Origin of the sequence: Candidatus Mancarchaeum acidiphilum (genome assembly GCF_002214165.1) — an archaeon.
Taxonomy (GTDB): Archaea; Micrarchaeota; Micrarchaeia; order Micrarchaeales; family Micrarchaeaceae; genus Mancarchaeum; species Mancarchaeum acidiphilum.
In genome coordinates this window covers 187,346-208,253 of sequence record NZ_CP019964.1, presented here as the reverse complement: position 1 = coordinate 208,253, position 20,908 = coordinate 187,346, and the positions used below count along the sequence as shown (strand labels likewise).

Sequence of the window (20,908 nt, the reverse complement as noted above, 5' to 3'; positions counted from 1 at the left end):
TTTCATTTCTTTGTCCTCTTTGCCCCTTTCTTTCCTCTTTTTGCCATATTTTTACGATGGCTTGCTGCTTTCCTTGGCTTTTCACCCTTCTCTTTTTTAACATCTGCATAGGGCTTTTGCTTAGGCTGCCTCTTGACTGGCTCCATAAGATAATAAAGGTACAGCGAGCTTAATGCTGTCAAAACTATTAGTATTATAAGGGTTGGCAGACGATAAGTGCCTATCCTCTTGAGTTGCAGGCTTGCGGATTTGTATGAATCTTCCAGAAGGCTGTATGCCACTGCAGGGTTCTCTTTTGACAAGTTCTTTGCCTTGGAGAGATTTGCGTATGCGCCTTTAAGGTTTGGATAAAACACTATGTAGCTGCTTTTGTTCACCAATGTCACATATTTCAATGTCGTATTGTAAACCTCGCTGAAGTTGTTTATGTTATTCACTGAATATATGCTTGTATTCACTGATGGCCCTCCATAAAGCCTTTCGGATCCGTAGGCGTAAGCTAGAAATATTATAAGCAAAAGCAGTACGGCTGCAAAAACGGCCTTTGATGCATGTGATCTCAGCATAAAACTACCACTATAACCCTAATCTATAAAAATTACCTAGCAGACACTCCTTCCCTAATTTTAGATCAGGGAAGGCATAGATGCAAAAATCAAAGATTTACATCTATGTTTAGCTGCTCTTTCAATTCCCTGTACCTGTTCCTTATAGTCACTTCTGTAACTCCTGCTACGTCCGCAACTTCCTTCTGGGTCCTGCGCTCTCCGGCAAGTGCGCCTGCTATGTATACTGCAGCCGCGCTGACCCCTGTTGGGCTTCTGCCCGACACCAGGCCTTTCTTCATTGCTTCTTTCAGCAATTCTATGGCTTTTTCCTGTGCCTCGCCGCTAAGCTTCAATGAGTTTATGTACCTCGGCACATAGCTTATTGGATCGGTAAGAGGTATCTTGAGGTTAAGCTCATGGGATATTGCCCTGTATGCCCTGCCTATCTCTTTTTTAGGCAATCCTGATATATTTGCTATCTCGTCAAGGGTCCTTGGCATTCCGGCTTTCCTGCAAGACGCATATATAACTGCCTGGACCACTGTTTCTATAGGCCTTCCTCTTATAAGGTTGTTTTGTACGCATTTCCTGTACATCAATGCAGCCTGCTCCCTGATGTTCTCAGGCAATCCAAGGTAGCTTGACACACGGGTAAGCTCTGGAAGCGCAATAAGGTAGTTCCTTTCGCTTGAGCTTGCTATGCTGGCCCTCTTGTGCCATTTCCTCATCCTGTAAAGCTGTGCCTGTCTTTTGGATGGTATTCTTACTCCTCTTATATCTTTATTGTAAAGGTCTATCTCTGTCACTAATCCCTTGTTTGGCCTTGTGTACTTCATAGGGGCTCCTGTCCTTGACCTTGAATTCCTTTGGTCTGAATCGAAAGCTCTCCATTCGGGGCCGGTATCAGTTATTTCATCTTCTATTACTAATCCGCAGTTGTTGCATACAAGTTCTCCACGCTCGCTATCATACAGTATATCGGTACTGCCACAGCTGGGGCATACCTTTATAGGGCCGGCCGTCACTGCTTCTTCATCGGAAAGCTCCTTCGCTGTAAGCGAATGGCTTCCTTTTGGCCTTCCCCTTTTCTTCGATATCTTTTCGTTGTTTTCATCTTTATTTATTTCATTGGCCATATTGCATCCCCTTGTTACTTTAGAAAGCAGAAACACGAAATTTAAATTTTACAAAACATTTATAAACTTTTCTGCATATTATGGATAATAACAAATAGATATTTAAAGCTTTCGGTAAATTTACTTTAAGGAAGGAAATTATTTTCTATCTTAAATTATGCCTAAAACCTTACTTCCTATAATAAAATTTGGAATTTGGTAGTATTAAAAACATTGTGTTATTGCCAAGAATATAACAAAACATTTAAACTTATTCAACATAAATCTTATCTGTGGTACAATGAAGCTTTCTGATGTATACGATATGGACGTCTATAGCGATGGCGGGCAGTTCTTGGGAAATGTCAAGGATGCGATAGTAGATTTGGAGCATGGAGAAGTAGGCAGGTTGCTCATGATAGGATGGTCAAATGTCTCTGAAGACAATATACAGGCTATATTGAAGGATAAGAGCGTTTTATTCAAAAACATAAAAAATATCGGGGACGTTGTTCTAGTATCTACTTCGAAAAAAGACAGTGAGGAAGCGTCAGCTGAATCCTCAGATCTTTCTTTCAAGTAATAAGCTGAATCGGGCCCTCTAGGGCCTTTGGAAGTTTTATACAGTGGAGGTCATATTATGGATAATTTAGATTTACCGTGGACTGAAAAATACAGGCCAAAGTCGCTTAACGACGTCATAGGCCAGAATGAGATAGTCAAGAGACTGAGGAGCTTTGTAAAAACAGGGAATTTTCCTAATATGATATTTGCAGGTCCTGCAGGGATAGGAAAAACCACATGCGCTATAGCTATAGCAAATGACCTTTACAAAGATAGAATCGAAGGTGCATTCAAGGAGTTGAATGCCAGCGATGCAAGGGGCATTGATGTAATAAGAGGAGAGGTCAAGGAATTTGCCAGGACCTTGTCATTGGCGGATGTTCCTATAAAGATAATATTCTTGGATGAAGCTGATGCATTGACAACAGATGCACAGCATGCATTAAGAAGGACGATGGAGAAGTTCTCATCCGAAACAAGATTCATATTAAGCGCTAATTATGCAAGCAAGATAATAGACCCTATCCAGAGCAGATGTGTGGTGTTTAGGTTCAAGCCCCTGAACGAGAAAGATATGAAAGAGTATATAGAAAGGATAATAAAAGGAGAGAACCTTGACATATCTGACAGCGCAATAGAGGCTTTGATATACATAAGCGAAGGAGATCTAAGAAAGCTGACCAATACGCTGCAGAGTGCGGCGATGCGCAGCAATAAGATAGACGAGTCAGACATTTACGAGATAGCAGCAAGGGCAAGGCCAAAGGAGATAGTTAACATGCTTAAATTCGCCCTCAATGGAGAATTTGAGAAATCCACCGAAGAGCTGGACAAGCTTATGATACAATATGGATTGAGCGCGGAGGACATACTTCTGCAGTGCTACAAGGAGATCCCTAACATGAATATAAAGGAGAAGGACAAGCTTCGCCTTATGGTTGACATAGCTTCCTATAATTTCAGAATAGTCGAAGGGGCAAATGAAAGGATACAGCTCCAAGCTATGCTGGCGCATATAGCAATGATAGGGATCCAAAAAAGCGAATAGATGGCATAAGCTTGATTTTGCCATAAACTTATTTTATTTATTGTTTTATAGCCTTCCTTGTTGTAAAGCGGGTGTGCCAAAGTACAAGGATATTGGAATTCCACCAACTGTAAAAATTTTATTTTTGTCTCTTATTTATATGGCATATACTTTAATTATTTTCTACCAAATATAAGTGGTGAAAATATGGAAGGAGAAAACTTACCAAAGGAATTATTGAAAAAATATGAATTGCCACAGTTGCCATACAAGCTAGATGCTTTAGAACCTTACATTAGCAAGGACATAATGGATCTGCACTACAATGCACACCACAAGGGATACGTAAACAGCAGCAATACATTTGTTGACAGATTCAATAAAGTAATAAAGGGGGATTTGCCTGCAGGAGATTATGATATGCAGGGATTGATGAGGGGTTTGGTCTTCAATATAAACGGCCACAAGCTTCACTCATTGTACTGGAATAACATGGGAGAGCCAGGAAACAAGGGAGGAGGAACACCTGGAGGTGAGCTGGCTGACATGATAAACAAGCAGTATGGGAGCTTTGACAAGTTCAAGGGCCTATTCAATGAAGCAGCAAATTCGTTGCCTGGAACCGGATGGACAGTCCTTTACTATGAAACAGAGAACAGCAATTTGCAGATAATGACCTTCGAAAACCATTTCCAGAACCACATTGCCGAACTGCCTGTTCTTATGATAATGGATGAGTTTGAGCATGCTTACTACCTTCAGTACAAGAACAAAAGGGCAGACTATGTGAATGCATGGTGGAACATAGTTAACTGGGAGGAAGTCGATAAAAAGCTTAGGAAGGTAAAGGAGTAAATTAATTGTTTATTTCTATTTTTATTCTGATTTTAAGGTGTTAGGTTGGTTACAAAAAAGGAAGTTTTAGAGGCATTGTCACAATGCAGGGATCCGGAGATAGACGCAGACATAGTTAACCTTGGGTTGATATATGGTATACAGATAGATGAAAATGATATAAATTTAAAGTTGACTATGACTTCTCCTATGTGTCCTGTAACCTCCCTGATACTGGCGGATGTCCAAATGAGGCTGGAGAACATACCAGGGATAGGACATGCGAATATTGAGCTTGTTTGGGATCCAATATGGACACCTGAAATGATGAGTGATGAACTCAAGTACCGGGATTAACAACAGACTTCCTATTTCTTAGGTTATTATTGCAAACAGAACAGAGTAAGGCCAAATACGGATAAATAGTTATATAAAGTTAATTTTATCATTTACCATAAATTTATATAATTTAAATTTAATATAGTAATGTGATAAAATGACAAAAACATTTGCATGCAGAGATATAGGAATGGACTGTGATTTCAAAGCAGAAAGTGATTCTGAAGCAGAGCTTTTGGGCAAAATAGCGGCACACGCAAAATCAGCACATCATATAGACAATATTGATGAAAACTTGATGAAGAAGGTCAAGGCAGCCATAAAGGATGATGACGAATAAATAATTTGATTTTTTAAATATTTACTTATTTTTGAAAATCGATTTTTAGAATAAAAATAAGAAAGAGACAGTTAAACAAAAGCAAAAACAATTAGCTTAAGCTTATCTCTATCTGAACTGTATCAGGAACCGTTATCCTAAGTATCTGGTGCAGTGCCTGATCGCTTGCGAAAACCTTGATCATCCTCTTGTGGACGCGCAGCTCCCATCTCTCAAATGTATGGCTTCCATCTGCTGCAGGTGTTTTCCTCGTTGTTTGTATTATGTGCTTTGTAGGCAATGGTATTGGCCCCCTTACCTTTATGTTCAGCTGCTGGGCTATTGACTTTATCTGGTTCATTATGCTGTCCGCATCTGAACCCGATATGCTGGATAACTTTATTACTGCGACTCCTGCCATCAAAATCACTTTTTAGGTGCTGCAGGCGTTATGTCCAGTATTTTTCCTGCTCCGACTGTCTCTCCCATATCTCTTATAGCGAACCTTCCAAGAGGGGCAAAATCGCTGAACTTTTCTGCGGAAAGAGGCTTTGTTGGCTTTATCTTTACTATTGCAATATCTCCCTGCTTTATCGTGGTTGGATTCTTCTCCAAGGTTTCTCCTGTCTTAGGATCCTTCTTCTCCAACAGCTCTATAAAGGTGCACGCCACCTGTGCTGTGTGTATATGGAATACTGGAGTGTATCCCTTAGTTATCACATTAGGGTGGTGAAGTATTGTTACTAGTGCAGTGAAATCTGCTATTACTGCAGGAGGGTTGCTTGATGGTCCAACTACATCTCCCCTGTGTATATCTTTCCTGTCTACTCCCTTTATATTAAATCCTACATTGTCTCCAGGTTCTGCCTTTGGCAAATCTGTATAGTGCTCCTGAATGCTTTTTACATCGGTCTTTATTCCAGATGGCATTATTACTATGGAGTCTCCTGGCTTCATTACTCCTGTCTCCACTCTTCCTACTGGCACTGTACCAAATCCAGGTATGTTGTAGACATCCTGTATAGGAAGCCTAAGTGGCTTGTCAACAGGCTTTGAAGGCACTACAAGGTTGTCCAAGCTCTGAAGTAGGGTTGCACCATTGTACCAAGGAAGCTTGTCGGACTTTGCCGCTACGTTGTCACCTGTCAACGCGGAATATGGAACTACCTGTATCTTGTCCAGATTCTGGTATCCTAGTGATTTAAGCATGTCCAGTACGGATTTCTTTGTCTCTTCGAACTTTGCCTGTTCGAAGTTGGCTGCATCCATCTTGTTTATCCCTATTATCATCTGTCCGATACCTAATACGCTTGCCAATATTGCATGCTCTCTTGTCTGAGGCTGAATTCCGTTTACGGCACTCACTACCAACACGGCAGCATCTGCTTGGCTTGCGCCTGTTATCATGTTCTTTACGAAGTCCTTGTGTCCAGGGGCATCGATTATCGTGAAGTAGTACTTATCGGTATTGAAATCCTTATGCATGATATCTATTGTTATACCTCTTTCCCTCTCTTCCTTGAGCTGGTCCATAACGAAAGCGAACTCGAAAGTTGGCTTGTTAAGCTGCTGCGTCAGCTCTTTGTAACGCGCTATATCTCTATCTGTTATTACGTGTGTTTCGTAAAGCAGTCTCCCTACTGTCGTTGACTTACCGTGGTCAACGTGGCCTATAAAGATAAGATTCAAGTGTGGTTTATCTGACATCTATTTCACCTTATATTCTTCTTATTATATATTTTGCTAATCCATATTTAAGCTTTTTCATTTCTCGTGTACGTCAAGATCAATAAATTAAAAACCCACGAATGAAAATTTACAGAGAATCAAATTAAACCTAAATATTTTAAGCAGTTTTTATTTAGCATTAAACTATAAATACTTTTCGCTAAGTGCACCAATTTGACAGATTATTTGGCTATCTGTTAGTGGAGTTCTTGTTCATTATGCGTATTATTTCTTCCAAGGTCTTTTTATCATCGTCATTCAAGAGGTATGAAAATTCATTTTGCAGCAGGAACTGCATCTCTTTGGTCACCCTTGTATAAAGAATCTGGTTATCCTGTATCTGCCTGCCATAAGTGGGTTCATCCATTGACATTGCAATTTCGTCCCCTCTCTTTGCTTCTTGGAGCGGCTGCTTTTCGTTCTGTATGCCCTTGATTTTTCCAACAACTATACCGGAATCGTTAATCATTATAAATCCTGGCTTTATTCTTCCGGTTTCTACTTTTATGCCAAATATTGCTGGATGCGACACCCTGAAGCAGTCTCCGGCTATCACTTCTATTTTTGATGGGAAAGTTATCCTATCCTCCGCTTCCTTTTTCTTTGCGGTAGTCCTTAGATTTACAAACTCCTTATAAGAGTCTATCAGCTTGTATATTACATTTTCGCTTATTATTTTTACTCCGCTAGTCTTGGCTTCCTCCTCAGCATCATTGTCTATGGATACATTGAATGCAATTATAACTGCGTAGAGAGGATCGGTGCCGTACATTGAAAATGCATCCATTATGTCCCTTTTGTTCACATTCCCTATTCCCTTCTTGCTTATCCTGAAATTCTCGGATGACATCAGCTTTGATATTGCCTCCAGGCTTCCTATAGAATCCGCCTTTAGTATTATACCTGCATTGTCCGTCTTGAATATGTCTGCCATTTCGGATTTTATGATATTTTTATAGTCATCGTTTCCAGTAACTGCTATTATTGGAGACCCTGGCATTGCGTCCTCTATACCTACCGCTGATATTTTAATACCGGAAGCTGCACTTACAGAGTCAACATAATAGAACTTGCTTGCCGATGCACCAATCTCATGCATTGGCTTGGGCTTCAAAAGCGCTTTCACCTTTGTAGTATTAACTTCGTTGTTTGAATCCGCAAACGCTATTTGATCATTGATATGCAGTGTTCCATCGTATATTATCACGTCCAGTGTAGTCCCAAGCCCCTTAATCTCCTTCTTCTCGAGTATGCTGCCTTTTGCTGGGCCATTTACCTCTATGTTAAGCTTTAGCTCAAGGAATCTCTGTGACAGCCCTGACACTACCATAAGAAGCTCTGCTATACCCTCCCCGGTCTTTGCGCTGACCGGCACTATTGCAAGCTCATTCTGGAAATTTGACACTCTGCTATACAGTTCGCTGTTAAATCCCAGTTCGCCAAATCTTCCAACCAATTCGTAAAGCTTATTGTCAAGGAGATCCTGCACTGTTTTGCTCTGCTTTCCATAAGAAACCTGAAAACTGCGGGTTTTATTGGACATCCATCCTGTAAGAAGATCTATCTTGTTTGCGGCCACTACAAAAGGCGTCTTATACTCTTTTAGTATGTTTATAGCTTCTATTGTTTGTGGTTGGAATCCTTGGGTTATGTCCACAACAACTATGGCCATATCGGCAATGCTGCCGCCTCTTCTCCTTAAATTGGTGAAGGCCTCGTGGCCCGGCGTATCTATAAAAAGAAGCCCTGGAATCTTCATATTCGATGAAGAGAAATTTGGTATGTCCTTGCATATTTCATTTATTACCGAAAGCGGAACCTCGCTTGCTCCTATGTGCTGCGTTATTCTGCCCGCTTCCTTTGAAGCGATTGCACTGCTGCGGATCTTGTCCAAAAGCGTTGTCTTCCCGTGGTCTACATGACCCATGACCGTTATAATAGGCTGCCTTATCATAGTGACACTTAAAAATGTTTAGATACAAAAGTAATCAGATATATCTTTATTTGATAAGCTATATAAATAATACCTAAATGACCATGCTTAAAGGGTTTTTGATTAATTGGTGTATGAAATGATAGAAAGAACTTTAGTATTGATAAAGCCAGATGGAGTGCAGAGGCAGATGGTAGGGAAGCTGCTCAACATATTTGAGGAGTCGGGGCTTAAGGTAGTTGGCTTAAAACTGGTAAAGCCAAAGAAAGAAAACGTTGAGAAGCATTATGCCGCAGATGAGAAATGGATGGTAAGCGTTGGAACAAAGACAAAGGCTTCGTATGCTGAAAAAGGTGTAAAGCTTGACAAGACTGAACTGGAGATAGGGCAGGAAGTGAGGAATAAGCTTCTCTCTTATTTGGTTGGAAAGCCGACTGTCGCGATTGCATTGGAAGGGAACGAAGCCATATATGCAGTAAGGAAGATCATAGGTTCTACAGAGCCAAAGAAGGCAGACCCCGGATCTATAAGAGGTAGATTCGGAACGGATTCATATGCAAAGGCAGATTCGGAGGACAGGGCAGTAAGAAACCTGGTTCACGCTTCTGAGGACAAAGAAAATGCGGACAGGGAGATCTATATATGGTTTGACAAGGATGAGCTTCTGGATTATACTGTTGCAAATGAGCCTTATCTGTAAATAAGGCTTAAAAATATAGTGTCTATGCTCTGATAGAGCTTTTAGTTTTTTCAGTTGTATTCGCTATAATAGCTTATAGTGCTCATATAAAGTTCTGATAAACCTGTATCCTGATTTATTACATTTACATAATTAGGCTTGTATTTCATTATTTCTGAATTCACTGATTCTTCCGTTATGAAATCGACATTTTCAGGTATTTTCCTGAATGGTATCTTAACCTGCTTGTCAACCAGGATCAGCACTTTGTATCTGCTCAGTGATACTTCTGATAGTTCCATGAGCGACTTTATAGTTAAGTAATTTTCAGAATTTACTACAAATAAGATGTCAATGTCTTCAGGGGTTGCGTTATTCAAGTTTGATATCCTAACACCTAGAGTAAATTTAGCTTGGATATAAGTAGAGCATAACAGATATATAAGGCTTTTGGTGGCTGTTTATTCTTGTGCAGGTTCTTGCAATTGCTGGATGCACCCTCTGCTTCTATGCTTTAAATTGCTACTATTTTATATATTTTTATTGCTATTTTAATCTGGTAATAATGTTTGATTCTGTAAAATTTGAGGATATCCTTGAGGATTTAAAAACTTTGAGATTAGATAAAGCCCTTAAAGACTGCCAGAAATATGAAAAGGGATTCGCTTCGGATTCAGCATCGAATAAGTATATGACAGAGTTTATAGCATCCTGCGTAGGCATCAACAAGCTTAATTCCTCTTTGGCGAGGGATTATGCGTTTAAGCTTATCAAAATAGATCCGAATGACATATCAAAAATTATGCTTTCTGCTTCGTACCTTATTGAAAACGATTATGAAAATTCCGTAAAGTCTATAACCGATATAATACAGAATAGCTCATCTGATAGTTATCTCCAGCTTTCCTATATAAATCAAAAACCTGCCATGTATGTAATCGCAAGCCTTGTCATGTTTGGCTCTGGTGATGTCCAGGACGCGCTTTCAATGGTTAAGTATGCAATATCCGAGGACGTGAAAGGAAGGTTCCTTGGAAGTGAACTTCTTATAGAAGCAATGATATATGTATCAAAAAATGACAACGCCCGCGCCATGGCTGATCTTACAAATGCCCTGCAGCTTGGTTACAAGTCCAATCAGGAAACTGTGGATAAACTGCTGAAATTCGCAAGAGGCGGCAACAATGAGTATAGCAGGCTTATGCCTATTTTCTATGATGTGAGGACGGATTTCATAAAGGATTTGTCCTATGACATGATTTACAATGTTGTATTCAAGAGCACTAAAAACGATTATTACTCGGGCGAAATGAACACGAATAGCACGGGGGTAACCTCTTTCGCTTCAGCCGAAAAGCCTAAAGAGAGGTATTCTGACTTGGTTGACATGGAGGACCAGAAAGACGAACTTAGCAAGTATATAATTTATCCGCTTAAGTATTCGAACAATCTATCTAGTTATGGGATAAAAGTGGGAGGCGGGGTGCTGCTTTACGGCCCTCCAGGATGCGGGAAAACCTATGTAGTCATGGCGACTGCAGGGGAAGCGGAGGTCAAATTCATAGATGTTAAGATACCGGATGTGATCGATGCTTTGGTTGGCAACACCGAAAAGAATATACACAACTTATTTGAGTACGCGAGAGAGAATTCGCCTTCCATACTTTTCTTTGATGAGCTTGATGCCTTAGGGGTAAGCAGGGACGAAACAGGGAACGCACCCTGGATGAGGCAGGCGGTAAACACGATGCTGAGCGAAATGAACAACCTTTATGACAAAGGGTATAAGGTGCTTGTTGTTGGGGCAACCAATGAACCTTGGCTTATAGATCCTGCGCTTAGAAGGTCTGGAAGATTTGGCAATATAATGTACATACCCCCACCAACGAAGCCTATAAGGGTAAAGTTATTCCAAAGCTATCTCAAGGGGAAGCCAATATCGGATGATATAGATTTTGACAAACTCGGAGAGCTTACAAAAGGCGCATCCCACTCTGATATAAAATCGATATGCGAGGATTCAAGCAGGGAGGTATGGGCGAAGTCCATAAAATCAAATACCCCCAACCTGCCTATAGGCATGAATGATCTTTTAACTTCATTGTCAAAAATAAAATTTGTTGTCCCTGAATGGTATAGATCTGCGGTAAATTACCTTGGAGATGGTCTGAACGACTACCCTGAGTTAAAAGATGACATGCTTAGGTTTTTCAACAAAGGACAAGGTTAAGCTTCAGCAGATGATCCCGCAACCTGCCTTTTAGCCCTCCCGCTGGATAGCAGAAGCGGCATTATCAAAGACATCACTATTGTCCCAACTAATATTATAGCATATATCTGGCTGTTTATGATGCTGCTTTGGAACGCGAGTGAAGCGATAACTATTCCTACCGCACCTCTGCTCCCCAGGATTCCTGTGACTTCACTTGGAGGGATATTGCGGATATGCCTTTTAGCATTGAAGTAATTCATTACCCCTCCAACCAGAAGGCTTATCCCAACTAGGATTACGAGAAGTATTATGTATTTGGAGCTTGGTATCCTGAACTCCAATCCAGCAATGCTGAAGAAGATTGGTATAAAGAAGCTGTCATTTAGCCTCCTGAACGTATCCTTAAGCATCTGTGTAGTGCGTGTTCCTACTGTTGTTTTGTGTATCAGCATTCCCGCAAATACCGCCCCCAAGACATAGGTTATTCCTATTACCTGGAGTATTGCAGAAACAAGCAGGCTCATTATCAGAACCAATGCGAATATTGTATCCTCTTTCCTATTATCCAATAGCTTCTTGAAGAAAGGCCTTATGGTCCTTCCGTGGTACCTAAGTTCCCTATCTATGTAAAGCAGTATGAGCAAAAATATCATCACGCCTGCCACTGTAAGTAGCAAGTGGGATGACTGCATTACGGCCGCAAGTATTACAAATGCAATTATGTCTGTGAATATTACTGCAGATAGTATTTTTAGCCCGCCTTCTGTATGTATCAGAGAATAGCGATATATAAGGACAGATATTATTGAGATTGAAGGGACGCCTATTGCAACCGATGCTATAATAGATTCGGATATTGGGATATTGAGAAGGTATATGCTTACTATGCACATCAGTATTACAGGTATTATAAATGAGGATAAAGTAAACCTTATTGAACTTTTAATATGGTTGGTTAATGTCTCTGTAGTTATCTCTATCCCTATGAAAAGCAGTATGAAGAATATCGCAACCTCCGCTATCCCTGACAGCAATGAAGAGGGCTGGATTATATTTAGCAGGGATGGGCCAAGTATCATTCCTGCAATTATCTGCCCTACTATATCGGTTATCCCGAATCTCTCCAGAAGCTTGCCCAATGATATAGACACTGCTAGCAATAATAGAAGCGCTATTAAAATTTCCATAAGCTTTTTTTAGATTTTGTATTTATAAATAGATAAGTTGGCAATTGTCAAATTAATTATTTCATAACTGTAAATTTTATTTATTGGCCGCTACTGCTTATCTCGCTTTTTTGAGAATTTTAGATCTATCTGCTCATATGCCTCTTCTATGGTTTCAAGTATCCTTATCAAGTTGTAATATATTTCAGGCAACGGCTCGTTTTCCAAATTATCTACAAATAACAGCATTTCCTTAAGCTGGGGGTACAATGAGGGATCTATCAAATCTCTTTCAAAAAGGAAATTTGGTATTGAACTGTATTCTACAGGCTTCCCGAACTTTTCCGATATTTTCCTGACAAGCATACTGCAGTACTCCCTTATAATCGGCTTTATATCATTATTTGAGCAGTATTTCAAAAATTCTCCCTCGCTAAGCTTGGACAGGTGCTCAATTTTCCTATAAGGTTCCGTATTTGTTATTGATTCCATATTTATCGTTTGGCCCCGTTAATATTTTAAGATGATGATTAAGTTTAAGTTTATTAATTTTGAGGTTTCATTATAATTGATTTCAATGCAGAACATTTCAGTTTTATCTTTAAAAAGCCTTTTTGATAAGTTGAAATATGCGTTCGATAATTTTGGTCAGATTGCAGGCAAGATGAAATCAAATTACGATTCTGTATCAAAGGAGGAGCTGGTAGAACTCATAAAATTTACAAGTTCGAAATTGGATAATGGGGAGGAAACAGTAGAGAACAAAAAGATACTGGATGCACTTGATGCTTTTTACAAAAACCGCTCCTTAATGAACCAGCTTGAGGAGAATAGGAAAGATCTTGTTGAACTGGTAAACTCTATAGAAAATTATCTAAGCCAGAATAAGAGCGATGATGAAGAGCTAAACGGCCAGATATCTGATAAATTAGACCAGGTCAAAAAATTAATAAGATAAACTTTTAAGGCATCGGAGAAAGCCTTTTTCTTGTGCTTCCTTGGCACTGGGTTCAGTCCGGCCATAACAGGCAGAATCTTGAATCTTTCTTTAATAATATATCCTTCCTGTCAATCCATCCAATATCCTTGTACTTTGGCACTTTCTCCAACTTCATCTTATTTATTTCATTTGATTCTTCTTTGCTTATTTCCTTGACACTGTTGAAGCGGTTATTGATATTTTTTATTATCTGCTTGATAAGTTCAGACTTGTAATATTCTATGCTTTGGCCCTTTACCCTGTTTATGCTTTCTATGCTTGGCAGGTCTTTGAGTGCTTCATAGTCCTTGCGTACCAAATTCAAGTAAGCGTTGACCTTTTCTGCATTCCATTTACCGACCGCTATTATTCCATGATACATGAACGAATGTGATAAACTTATGTGCTGGCCATTTCCAACTATTGGCTTTTCCCCTACTTTTATACTATAAGCCTTGCCAAGTTTTATATTTGGCCTTTCGGGGTCGTTTGAGATGGATTTTATCGAATCCATTATTATTGTTCCAAAGAAATCGTGTATGCTCTCCCCATTTTTTAATGTGCCATTGTCTTTCATCGGCCCTATAAAGCTATATGAAAGCACATTGTCATCTATATAAATGGGTTTTCCGGCGCTCAGCCTGCGGGTTAACTCGACATTGCCATCGACAGCCTTGACATTTTCCATCGAATCTGAAAATGCCAGTATTATTGAGTCTTTGTTAAAATCGTATAGCCTGAAAAAGAATTTATTCTCCTTGTCCGCAAGCTCCATAAGAACCTCATCAATTGCCATATTGTCAAAAATGCTGTTCTTTTGGTAACCTAAGTAATATATATCAGATTTTATTTTTGGTTTTGCGCTTAACCTGCTGGTCATATGAATCTATTAATTTTTAAAAGAAAAAGTATAAAGCAGTATCCCAACAGTCAAATATATGACGATGGACAATGAATAAGTGGTACTCCAATCCACTCATATTACTTTACTTAGATGGCTTATTTATTTAGGTATAAATAGAAAGTCTTATATATTTAGATATAAAATTAGTTTATAGAAGTTAAGTTCAAAGTATTACGGAGTGTTATATCTTGATTTTTAGTCGATTTATATTAATGAAGGTAAACTTTATTGGGCTTATTCTATAAATTTTAACAATTTAAAATTGGTGCATTTATGACCTTATTTGAAGAATTAGGGATAGAAAAAACATTGGTAGATAAATTAAACGCTATTGGAATAGTTGATGCAACTGAAGTACAGAAAGTATCAATACCTATTATATTGGCAGGAAAAGACGTTGTTGTGCGCTCTAAAACAGGAAGCGGCAAGACTTACGCATTTGTACTTCCAATCCTGAATAAGCTGTCAGGGATGGATTATAGGAACCCTGTAGCGATAGTGCTTGCACCTACCAGAGAGCTGGCCATGCAAACTTATAAGGCGATAGAGAATTTGGGTGACCGCAGATTTAAACCTGTGGTTGTATATGGAGGCGTATCAATTAACCCACAGATAAACGGTATAAAGAATGGCTGCAACATAGTTATAGGCACGCCAGGAAGGCTTTTGGATATCATGGATAGGGGAGTACTCAAATTGGACAATATCAAGTATGCAGTAATAGACGAAGCAGATGATATGCTTAATATGGGTTTCATAGAAGATGTCAATAGGATACTGAGCGCAACTAAAAAAGAGAGGCAGACTATGCTTTTTTCTGCCACTATACCTAGAGAATTAAATTCTACAATACATAACCACACAACAGAACCTGAATTTATATCAATTGGAGGCACTGATGGGATAACAGTAAAAACGATAGACCACTCATTTTACCTCACTAGGAAAAACAAAAAGTTCCAGACTCTGCTTACTTACCTTAAAGAAAACAATCCTGGCAAAACTATAGTGTTTAGCAGGACAAAATCGGGAGCAGATCTGGTCTGTGAAGCGTTGAAGGAAGCAGGAGTTAACTCAATGCTCATACATGGTGGATTGACACAGGACAGGAGAGAAAGAGTCCTGAACAATTTTAAGGTCAATGGAGAGGTTTTGGTAACTACAGATGTACTGGCAAGAGGGATTGATATCAAGGACATCCAGACCATAATAAACTATGATTTGCCGGAGGATACTGATGTTTATGTTCATAGAGTGGGCAGATCTGCCAGGATGGGAAAAAGCGGAAAAGCCTTTAATATAGTCAGCGATTCAGAGGAGGAATTGATCCAAGAGATAGAGAATAAGAATAAAATAAAAATGAACGAGATCGTACTTCATATAGACAAGTATGCCAATCTCGCGAGTGAATCTATCGAAAAGGCGATGGCCAAATCGAAAAGGAAGACAGGATTTAGATCTGCTAGGGGTTCAAGTGAAAGACCTGATAGATACAGAAGAAATGACAGCAGATCAAAACCTTATACGAACAACAACAAGAGGCACGGAAAAAGCGGCAGATACGTTTATGGAAATTAATCTAAAATCAATGATAAAACATAACTTTAAACAGATTTTTGTTTTCTATATTCTCATTTAGGGGTGGCAACTAGCTAATTTGCAAATCTGCTTGCCACCCATATATTTATTTATTGGAATTGTAAAGCATCGTTCTTGCCAATCTATGCCTCATATGGCTCTTTACCTCGACAGAACCTTTCGAATAAGTGTTAGACCTAGTTTTATTTATCGTCTTTATATAGCAGTCAACGCATAGCACACGCCTGTCTAGAGGCATTGTATTTACGTTGAAATTACTAGAGGCTAATACAAATTTAGTATCAGTTTTGTTTAACTTTTTCCCACATAACGCGCAGGAAGCCGTTTTCATATTTTCTTTATTTATTCCATTCATCATTACACCCACCAATCCATAATTATTATTGATTTTAGTGTATTTATATGTTATTATTCCTTAAAAAGAGCTATATTTTAGTAAAATCCCTTAGATTATTCTCATATTTTCAATAATTTTATTAATGCAAAGATTTTTAAATACTTTAATTAATCATGTTTCGGCTTTTAAGCACTTTTAGGATGGCTGCTTTTACTTCAGATATCCCTGCATCGGTCTTTATTGACTCCTTGTTCATATGTGTTTTGGATATTGAGTGCCCTTGTGATTGCAGCTCTTCCTTTAACCTGTCATAGCTCACTGACTCAACATTCATCATCTTGGTCAGAGCAGGTATGCTGTAATAAAGGGGTGTATCTAGTTCGCTTGATAAGTTAGACATAAAGGTCATTTCATCATTCTTCACTTTATCCTGTGACATAACCTCTTTAACGCCATTTATTACAGTCTTGTCCTGTATCCTCCCAACCCAGAGTGGCCCGGCAATTGAGTATTCGTGGCCACACACATTGCAGTTCAACGAATGCGGGATAGGTGAGTTTAAGGCAAAATTTCCACAGGCCTTACAGTATAACGCATAACCTATGCTTTCGTAGTTTTTAACAGCCGCAGCGGCTCCATGGTCAAGTTTCAGGAACAACCTTACATAATGCAGATAAGATATGCTTATCTCAGGCTCAATCCCGAAGTTAAACAGAGAAGCTATTCTAGCTATATAACCTAGAAGTATGCGTATTCCCACTTCATGGCAAAGTGCATTGTGCAATGGTTGTGCAAAATAAGTTTTCAGGCATGCTTTATAGTGTGCACCACATAAAACGGCAACATCTGTAGCGGTTATCATAAGGCTGGACTTATCCCTAGCCAATTTCATGATATCTGTCAAATTTGGTGCAGCACTGCCAAATGGATCAAGATCTATTATATCAAAACTTTCACGCACACTTGAATTGGCAAACTCCTGAATGCTGGTATTATAGTATCTCACATTGCTATCCTTATTCATCTTATTGTAATTCATATTGCCTTTTAGGTCTTTGAAAGCAGAATTATTTATCTCCAACATGCAAATTTCTTTAGCTCCTCCCTCCTTGTAATATCTTATTCCTCTTATACCCGTTGCGGAAGTTGTGTCTATAACAGTAGCTTTTGGATTTATCTTAGTCTTATATTTTACGAATGCTACACTTAAATCCCTTGAAAGCTGAGCTTTTGGATTTAAGAATGACTGGGAGTTGAATTTTATCCTTGCCTTTCCCTCTTCATAAATCTCCATTTAATCCCTTTAAATATAGCAAAGCATCCAAAAGTCCGTGTGCATATGATATGCAAGAGAAAGATGTATAAAAGTCCTTTTTTTCCAGGTAGCTCTTGGCATCAGATGCATACATGCTTGATAATTCATATACATATTTCAAATTTTTATTTGACTTCAGTTCATTCTGCAATTCAGAATTATCAAATTTCTTAATGTTTTTATAAAAATATTCGATATCATTTGATATCCGCAATTCTATATTCTCATCCATTCTACATTACCTTTTTATATTTTGAATCCCGAATATTTATAAATTGGTATAATTTGGTGTGTTTATGGCAGAGAAATGGAGTGATTTTACTGATGGAATTTTAAACGATAGATCCGATGAGATAAACAAGAAATATGGCCTAAATTTGGCGGATCTCCTTTCTAATCCTGGAAATTACACAGATAATTTAGCAGCAAAAGCGAATTTTGAAAAAATCCGGGATGATATATACGGTTATCTGGACCAAATAGAGACATCTATAAAAGATGACAGAGAAGAATTAAATAAAAACTTGAAAAATTGCAATGATGTTACCCAGAAGGTGTCGAGTTTCCTGGCAGACTTATCAAAAAAATCCAATTTGCCTATAATCTCACCTGCAAATATGAGATATAATAAGGATGCCGTAGATATTATCTATATAAATGAATTTAACGATAGCATATCGTCTTTATTGAATAAGCTGGCTTCCTCATCCAATTTTGTACTTGACTCTACTGATAAATACGATGATTATTCCATAGGGGAATGGATATTCTTTGGAAATCATAAGAGCTATGATGTAAATCTGTTATTAGAAGCCAATACCGCATTGGACCTTGATTCAAGCAGAAATGAGATAAATTATTTGTTTGCAAATGCTGAATTTGTTATGGGTATTGATAATCAGCCAAAACAGGCATCGGATGCCAATACCGGTGGAAGTGGAAGTAAGGGGACGGACGTGAATACCGTCTCTGATTCACACAGTATAAACAACGCAGGCACTTCCAAAAATAGCGATAAAGCAGGCAGCAATGGACCAATTAACCCTAGCTGAAATCAGTTGGGGGCATAGAAAGAATTCTATTAAAGTGCAGGATCATGAAAACCTCAAAGGATAAACCTTTCTTGATTGCAGTAACTGGTTCTCCTGCATCGGGGAAATCTTATTTTTCAAATGAGCTTTATCAAGGTCTTTTGGATTCGTTTAAACCCTTAGATGTAAAACTTATCGAGGTAAATGACTTAGTGGATAAATACAATATCTATAGAGGCATTGATGAATTTGGATCAAAGCTTGTTAACACAGTTGCCCTTAAGAAAGTTATAGAGGAGACAGTTGAGGATTTTGATGGTGTGGTTATATTGGTAGGTCATCTTTTGGCGGATGTAAAATTGCCATATGATATTGCAATAGTCAAAAGGGAGCATTTAAGGAAATTGGAATCAAGGATGATTAAAAGAGGATACCAAAGAGGCAAGATAAGAGAGAACCTTATATCTGAAGCATTGGATTATTGCGGTGAAAATATTGCAAGCCCAAACAGCGTTTTAGAAATAAGGTCTAATAAGGATATTGTACAATCAATCACATTTATACAGTGCAAGATTTCTGCAAGATTTAAGATTCGGAAGGATATAGATTGCAGCAAAGTTCTAGATATATATAAACATCCATTTAAATTTGATGAGATGGATGAATTTCAGGACATTATAACTTCAGGTAATTCTTATGGATTTTAGGACCGCTAGACTTTGTCAACTTACATCTTTTATTAGTTTATAAAGTTGTCTTGTCTATAAAGTTCTTTAAGATTATGGAATCCATTTCTTTTGGAATATTTTTCTCTGTGAATATTTTAATTTCACTGCCTTCCTTCATATCCTTTATCTTAATCTTTCCATTAATGTTTAATTCGTTTAGGACTTCAATTGGGGTATGCAGCTTGGATTTCTCTATTGCATAAAGATTGTATCCTCTAATAAATACTTCTCCTAATTCTCTGTGTTTCTCGTAAAATTTTTCAGCTCCGCCATTTATGAATACCTCAGGACCTTTCAGCAGATTAATGCTCTTTGTAGTTTTCTCAAATATAAATGAAAGGTATGCTTTGTTCCTTTCAATCCCGTCCAAGGAGATTATAGGGTTAAACCCAAACTTTAAAAATTCCGATGATAATTGATTTTCCAGCTTGATTATCTGCGGCCACAGAGTATCTTCGTGAATCTCCTTGGATACATTGATTGATATTGCATATATTGATAGATTATAGTTTTTCAGCATTTCCCTTATTGACCTAAAACTGCTTTTCCCGTGCATGCCTAGAAGGTTGTACTCGGTTGGGTTGGACAATAGCCTTCTTGATATAAGTATAATTTTTGCTAATGAATCAGGGCTTGTACTTGCGGCAACATTTCTATTTGGGTCTGTTGGATCTATTATTATAAAATTCGAATTGAGCCTCTTAATATACTCTGTTCTGGAATCATCTTCTAGGAACTTTCTGTTTTTAACATCTATTACCAAGGGTAGCTTTATATTTGATAATCCCATTATTGTATTTGGGAAGGATCCATAGAAATATACCAGGATTTCACATTCGTATCCTGAAAAGCTATGGGTTTTGGATTCCGCACCATATATTTTATTCATTTTCAAAAAGTATTTCAGCAATCTGACATCATCTTTCATTTCCTTGCTTAAGTGCGATGCAATGAATTTGTTGTGTAGAGGGGTCCTATCAACCGCAGTTATAAGCTCTTTTGCATTGCCTATCTTAAATGCCGGAACTATATCCGCAGTTATATTTTTGCTTTCGTTTATAAGCTTCAGATATGGATGCTCCGCATATTTTATCTCGTACTTCTCCCCCTCCTTTTCTCTTACTATATTCTTTGAGAGTTTGATTGCTTCCTCCTCCATTGCCCGTTCGTTACTTGAGCGTGGGAAAAGCATGAATATGTCTATGTCTGAACTTCCTTTTACCTGAGTCCCGTGGGCAGTTGAACCTGCTAATGTGATCTCTACATTTTCCGGAAGAACTTTCTTAAGCCTGTCTATCAATTCGCTTGAGTATTTGTTTATATTCAGGATTTCGGTTTTTGTGGGTCTGACTCTCTCTATGAATAGCTTTGATAACTTTGACAGATTCTCTAATTTCTTTTTATCTTCGTAGGATAATTCTTGGTGGGGCATCAAACCACTTATATTTGATTGGTAAAGGTATTTTGAACTTTCCATAATCATGTCTGCAACTAACCTTCATATGAGAGCTACAAAGGCATTTAGATTTTATTATTTTAAATATCTGTGGC

23 protein-coding genes are annotated in these 20,908 nt (G+C 38.4%); 11 read left to right on the top strand and 12 right to left on the bottom strand.

From position 1 onward, the window contains the following. Positions 1-2 precede the first annotated feature (2 nt). Both Mia14_RS01135 and Mia14_RS01130 read right to left on the bottom strand, forming a co-directional pair. A complete protein-coding gene (locus Mia14_RS01135) occupies positions 3-566 on the bottom strand; it encodes a hypothetical protein (protein ID WP_088819730.1) in 564 nt (187 codons plus the stop codon). A gap of 89 nt (positions 567-655) precedes the next feature. Further along, positions 656-1,684, bottom strand: coding sequence for a transcription initiation factor IIB (locus Mia14_RS01130; protein ID WP_088819729.1), 1,029 nt, complete (start codon positions 1,682-1,684; stop codon positions 656-658). A 280-nt stretch (positions 1,685-1,964) separates the two neighbouring features. Between Mia14_RS01130 and Mia14_RS01125 the strand changes: the two genes are divergently transcribed. From Mia14_RS01125 to Mia14_RS01105, 5 genes are all read left to right on the top strand, one after another. After that, positions 1,965-2,246: a PRC-barrel domain-containing protein gene (locus tag Mia14_RS01125; protein ID WP_088819728.1), complete on the top strand. Its 282-nt coding sequence runs from the start codon at positions 1,965-1,967 to the stop codon at positions 2,244-2,246. 57 nt (positions 2,247-2,303) lie between these two features. Beyond that, positions 2,304-3,275 (top strand): replication factor C small subunit, encoded by a 972-nt coding sequence (locus tag Mia14_RS01120; protein WP_088819727.1) that lies wholly within the window; start codon positions 2,304-2,306, stop codon positions 3,273-3,275. A gap of 186 nt (positions 3,276-3,461) precedes the next feature. Next, positions 3,462-4,109, top strand: coding sequence for a superoxide dismutase (locus Mia14_RS01115; RefSeq protein ID WP_088819726.1), 648 nt, complete (start codon positions 3,462-3,464; stop codon positions 4,107-4,109). A gap of 45 nt (positions 4,110-4,154) precedes the next feature. Then, complete coding sequence (locus Mia14_RS01110) at positions 4,155-4,445, top strand: metal-sulfur cluster assembly factor (protein ID WP_088819725.1); 291 nt, start codon at positions 4,155-4,157, stop codon at positions 4,443-4,445. A 139-nt stretch (positions 4,446-4,584) separates the two neighbouring features. Then, positions 4,585-4,767 carry a DUF1059 domain-containing protein gene (locus tag Mia14_RS01105; RefSeq protein ID WP_088819724.1) on the top strand — a complete coding sequence of 61 codons (183 nt, stop codon included), beginning with the start codon at positions 4,585-4,587 and terminating at the stop codon, positions 4,765-4,767. A 91-nt stretch (positions 4,768-4,858) separates the two neighbouring features. Here Mia14_RS01105 and rpsJ read toward each other — a convergent pair whose 3' ends face one another. The 3 genes from rpsJ to infB all read right to left on the bottom strand — a co-directional run bounded on the left by rpsJ (position 4,859) and on the right by infB (position 8,428). Next, positions 4,859-5,167 (bottom strand): 30S ribosomal protein S10, encoded by a 309-nt coding sequence (gene rpsJ, locus Mia14_RS01100; RefSeq protein ID WP_088819723.1) that lies wholly within the window; start codon positions 5,165-5,167, stop codon positions 4,859-4,861. 5 nt (positions 5,168-5,172) lie between these two features. Continuing rightward, positions 5,173-6,453 (bottom strand): translation elongation factor EF-1 subunit alpha, encoded by a 1,281-nt coding sequence (tuf, locus tag Mia14_RS01095; protein ID WP_088819722.1) that lies wholly within the window; start codon positions 6,451-6,453, stop codon positions 5,173-5,175. Positions 6,454-6,664: 211 nt separating this feature from the next. Next, positions 6,665-8,428, bottom strand: a complete 1,764-nt coding sequence (gene infB, locus Mia14_RS01090; protein ID WP_088819721.1) for a translation initiation factor IF-2 — start codon at positions 8,426-8,428, stop codon at positions 6,665-6,667. A gap of 118 nt (positions 8,429-8,546) precedes the next feature. Between infB and Mia14_RS01085 the strand changes: the two genes are divergently transcribed. Continuing rightward, positions 8,547-9,107 (top strand): nucleoside-diphosphate kinase, encoded by a 561-nt coding sequence (locus Mia14_RS01085; protein ID WP_088819720.1) that lies wholly within the window; start codon positions 8,547-8,549, stop codon positions 9,105-9,107. Positions 9,108-9,157: 50 nt separating this feature from the next. Here Mia14_RS01085 and Mia14_RS01080 read toward each other — a convergent pair whose 3' ends face one another. Then, positions 9,158-9,466 carry a hypothetical protein gene (locus tag Mia14_RS01080; protein WP_088819719.1) on the bottom strand — a complete coding sequence of 103 codons (309 nt, stop codon included), beginning with the start codon at positions 9,464-9,466 and terminating at the stop codon, positions 9,158-9,160. A gap of 185 nt (positions 9,467-9,651) precedes the next feature. On the opposite strand from Mia14_RS01080, the gene Mia14_RS01075 reads away from it, so the two are divergent. After that, positions 9,652-11,316 (top strand): ATP-binding protein, encoded by a 1,665-nt coding sequence (locus Mia14_RS01075; RefSeq protein ID WP_088819718.1) that lies wholly within the window; start codon positions 9,652-9,654, stop codon positions 11,314-11,316. Here Mia14_RS01075 and Mia14_RS01070 read toward each other — a convergent pair. Continuing rightward, positions 11,313-12,485: a cation:proton antiporter gene (locus tag Mia14_RS01070; protein WP_088819717.1), complete on the bottom strand. Its 1,173-nt coding sequence runs from the start codon at positions 12,483-12,485 to the stop codon at positions 11,313-11,315. The genes Mia14_RS01075 and Mia14_RS01070 overlap by 4 nt on opposite strands. 90 nt (positions 12,486-12,575) lie before the next feature. Then, entirely contained in the window at positions 12,576-12,956 is a 381-nt protein-coding gene (locus Mia14_RS01065; RefSeq protein ID WP_088819716.1) for a hypothetical protein, read from the bottom strand. An 85-nt stretch (positions 12,957-13,041) separates the two neighbouring features. Here Mia14_RS01065 and Mia14_RS01060 point away from each other — a divergent pair, with 85 nt between their 5' ends. Beyond that, the gene (locus tag Mia14_RS01060; protein ID WP_088819715.1) at positions 13,042-13,422 is read left to right on the top strand and encodes a hypothetical protein; all 381 of its coding nucleotides are present in this window, start codon (positions 13,042-13,044) and stop codon (positions 13,420-13,422) included. 52 nt (positions 13,423-13,474) lie between these two features. On the opposite strand, the gene Mia14_RS01055 is transcribed toward Mia14_RS01060, so the two are convergent. Beyond that, positions 13,475-14,239 carry a lipoate--protein ligase family protein gene (locus Mia14_RS01055; RefSeq protein WP_124216866.1) on the bottom strand — a complete coding sequence of 255 codons (765 nt, stop codon included), beginning with the start codon at positions 14,237-14,239 and terminating at the stop codon, positions 13,475-13,477. Positions 14,240-14,620: 381 nt separating this feature from the next. Between Mia14_RS01055 and Mia14_RS01050 the strand changes: the two genes are divergently transcribed. Further along, the gene (locus Mia14_RS01050; protein ID WP_088819713.1) at positions 14,621-15,925 is read left to right on the top strand and encodes a DEAD/DEAH box helicase; all 1,305 of its coding nucleotides are present in this window, start codon (positions 14,621-14,623) and stop codon (positions 15,923-15,925) included. Positions 15,926-16,446: 521 nt separating this feature from the next. Here the strand turns inward: Mia14_RS01050 and Mia14_RS01040 are convergent. Together Mia14_RS01040 and Mia14_RS01035 are read right to left on the bottom strand one after the other, a co-directional pair. Then, on the bottom strand, positions 16,447-17,577 hold the full coding sequence (locus tag Mia14_RS01040) for a hypothetical protein (RefSeq protein WP_088819711.1): 1,131 nt from the start codon (positions 17,575-17,577) through the stop codon (positions 16,447-16,449). After that, the gene (locus tag Mia14_RS01035; RefSeq protein WP_088819710.1) at positions 17,564-17,830 is read right to left on the bottom strand and encodes a DUF357 domain-containing protein; all 267 of its coding nucleotides are present in this window, start codon (positions 17,828-17,830) and stop codon (positions 17,564-17,566) included. The genes Mia14_RS01040 and Mia14_RS01035 overlap by 14 nt, the downstream gene beginning before the upstream one ends. Before the next feature lie 64 nt (positions 17,831-17,894). On the opposite strand from Mia14_RS01035, the gene Mia14_RS01030 reads away from it, so the two are divergent. Next, positions 17,895-18,650 (top strand): hypothetical protein, encoded by a 756-nt coding sequence (locus Mia14_RS01030; protein ID WP_088819709.1) that lies wholly within the window; start codon positions 17,895-17,897, stop codon positions 18,648-18,650. A gap of 44 nt (positions 18,651-18,694) precedes the next feature. Then, entirely contained in the window at positions 18,695-19,336 is a 642-nt protein-coding gene (locus Mia14_RS01025) for an adenylate kinase family protein (protein ID WP_088819708.1), read from the top strand. 37 nt (positions 19,337-19,373) lie between these two features. On the opposite strand, the gene cca is transcribed toward Mia14_RS01025, so the two are convergent. After that, positions 19,374-20,840 carry a CCA tRNA nucleotidyltransferase gene (gene cca, locus Mia14_RS01020; RefSeq protein ID WP_088819707.1) on the bottom strand — a complete coding sequence of 489 codons (1,467 nt, stop codon included), beginning with the start codon at positions 20,838-20,840 and terminating at the stop codon, positions 19,374-19,376. Between the last annotated feature and the right edge of the window lie 68 nt (positions 20,841-20,908).